Annotated in this window: 2 tRNA genes and 2 rRNA genes (1 of these 4 running past the window's edge); all 4 read right to left on the reverse strand. The window is 52.8% G+C overall.

Features of this window, described 5'->3' with window-relative positions:
* Positions 1-573: ribosomal RNA gene (locus DX873_RS18665) — 23S ribosomal RNA — on the reverse strand; it reaches 2247 nt to the left of the window's first position.
* A 177-nt stretch (positions 574-750) separates the two neighbouring features.
* Positions 751-824, reverse strand: a tRNA-Ala gene (locus DX873_RS18670).
* Between the two features lie 97 nt (positions 825-921).
* Positions 922-995, reverse strand: a tRNA-Ile gene (locus DX873_RS18675).
* Positions 996-1099: 104 nt separating this feature from the next.
* Positions 1100-2623: ribosomal RNA gene (locus tag DX873_RS18680) — 16S ribosomal RNA — on the reverse strand.
* The 16S and 23S rRNA genes sit together here with 2 tRNA genes alongside, the layout of an rRNA operon.
* Between the last annotated feature and the right edge of the window lie 194 nt (positions 2624-2817).

Genomic DNA, 2817 nt, shown 5'->3' on the forward strand with positions numbered 1-2817 from the left:
TAAACATGCTCCGACCGCTTGTAGGCGTATGGTTTCAGGGTCTGTTTCACTCCCTTGTTCAGGGTTCTTTTCACCTTTCCCTCACGGTACTGGTCCACTATCGGTCTCTCAGGAGTATTTAGTCTTGGCGGATGGTCCCGCCGGATTCACACAGGGTTTCACGTGCCCCGCGCTACTCAGGATACCACTATCTTTAACGCAACTTGCCTGTACCGGGCTATCACCGTCTACGGCCCCTCTTTCCAAAGGGTTCCAGTTGGTAAACGCAAAGAATGTCGTGGTCCTACAACCCCAACATTGCCGAAACAACATTGGTTTGGACTAATCCGGGTTCGCTCGCCACTACTACCGGAATCACTTTTGTTTTCTCTTCCTCCGCCTACTTAGATGTTTCAGTTCAGCGGGTTAGCCCCCTTGCGGGTGACTGGCCTTCAACCAGCCGGGTTGCCCCATTCGGACACCCACGGATCAATGCTCATGTGCAGCTCCCCGTGGTTTTTCGCAGCTTATCACGTCCTTCTTCGCCTCTGAGAGCCTAGGCATCCCCCATACGCCCTTCTCTTGCTTGTCGGCACCTGTGCAACATGCACAAATGCCCTCGTAATCCTTGAATTCTATTCTACTTCGTGTTTCTTCTTTGACTTCGCCATGACGACCAAAATCGTCACGCTCCGTCCCAATATGTCAATGAACCTTGTGGCGGGCCGCCATCGGCAAAAAAAAATCACCGCGGACAGCTCTGTGCCTGAGTGGAGAATACCGGAGTCGAACCGGTGACCTCCTGCGTGCAAGGCAGGCGCTCTAGCCAGCTGAGCTAATTCCCCATACTACCAGTCGTTAGTAATGAGTAGTCAGTAGTCAGTACAATAACTACATACCCAACTTCCAGAATTTCCTTGTTCCAACAATCAATGAACGTCGTAGTCTCAGGCAGACTCGAACTGCCGACCTCTACATTATCAGTGTAGCGCTCTAACCAGCTGAGCTATGAGACTGTCTTGGCCTAAAAACGCCAGTATGTTTACATATTATAAGACAGCACAAAAGAAAAAGAGAACCACCAGATGCCGGATATGGATATCCGGGCGTCTTTCTCTAGAAAGGAGGTGTTCCAGCCGCACCTTCCGGTACGGCTACCTTGTTACGACTTAGCCCTAGTTACCGATTTTGCCCTAGGCCGCTCCTTGCGGTGACGGACTTCAGGCACTCCCGGCTTCCATGGCTTGACGGGCGGTGTGTACAAGGCCCGGGAACGTATTCACCGGATCATGGCTGATATCCGATTACTAGCGATTCCAGCTTCACGGGGTCGAGTTGCAGACCCCGATCCGAACTGTGACCGGTTTTGTAGATCCGCGCCCCCTCACGGGGTGGCTTCCCTCTGTACCGGCCATTGTAGCACGTGTGTGGCCCAGGACGTAAGGGCCGTGATGATTTGACGTCGTCCCCACCTTCCTCACGGTTTGCACCGGCAGTCCCGTTAGAGTCCCCATCTTTACATGCTGGCAACTAACGGCAGGGGTTGCGCTCGTTATAGGACTTAACCTGACACCTCACGGCACGAGCTGACGACAACCATGCAGCACCTTGCAGGCAGTCCGAAGAAAGGGGTGTCTCCACCCCATGCAGCCTGCATTTAAGCCCTGGTAAGGTTCCTCGCGTATCATCGAATTAAACCACATGCTCCACCGCTTGTGCGGGCCCCCGTCAATTCCTTTGAGTTTCATTCTTGCGAACGTACTCCCCAGGTGGGACACTTATCACTTTCGCTTGGCCACGGAGACCGAAGTCCCCACAGCTAGTGTCCATCGTTTACGGCGTGGACTACCGGGGTATCTAATCCCGTTCGCTACCCACGCTTTCGTCCATCAGCGTCAGTACGTTGTTGGTCACCTGCCTTCGCGATCGGTGTTCTATGTGATATCTATGCATTTCACCGCTACACCACATGTTCCGGCAACCCCACAACGACTCAAGACCCACAGTATCAAAGGCAGTCCCACGGTTGAGCCGTGGCCTTTCACCCCTGACTTATGGGCCCGCCTACGGACCCTTTAAACCCAATGATTCCGGATAACGCTCGGACCCTCCGTATTACCGCGGCTGCTGGCACGGAGTTAGCCGGTCCTTATTCTTACGGTACCGTCAGCTGTCCACACGTGGACAGGTTTCTTCCCGTATAAAAGCAGTTTACAACCCATAGGGCCGTCATCCTGCACGCGGCATGGCTGGATCAGTCTCCCGACCATTGTCCAATATTCCTCACTGCTGCCTCCCGTAGGAGTCTGGTCCGTGTCTCAGTACCAGTGTGGGGGATCCCCCTCTCAGGGCCCCTAACCATCGTTGCCTTGGTGGGCCGTTACCCCACCAACAAGCTAATGGTACGCATGGCCATCCCTGTCCGATAAATCTTTAATCAGACCACCATGCAGTGGCCCGATACCATGGGGCATTAATCCAAATTTCTCTGGGCTATTCCCCTGACAGGGGCAGGTTCCATACGCGTTCCGCACCCGTGCGCCGGTCGTCAGCAGTTTGCAAGCAAACTCTGTTACCCCTCGACTTGCATGTGTTAGGCCTGCCGCTAGCGTTCATCCTGAGCCAGGATCAAACTCTTCATTGTAAAAAGTTAAATGACTTCAACTCCCTATCAACCCAAAATCCTTGACATCAAAATGGCTTCTCTATTCTCTTTTACGCTGTCTATACAATATGTCCAATGAACTTCCAATTCAAACAGAAAAAAAATTGGCCCAAATCGACCAAATTTAACCTCTGTCCAAACCCAGCCTTATCAGCTAAGCGGGTGCAAATATA

The organism is Flagellimonas nanhaiensis (assembly GCF_003382275.1).
GTDB classification, from domain to species: Bacteria; Bacteroidota; Bacteroidia; order Flavobacteriales; family Flavobacteriaceae; genus Flagellimonas; species Flagellimonas nanhaiensis.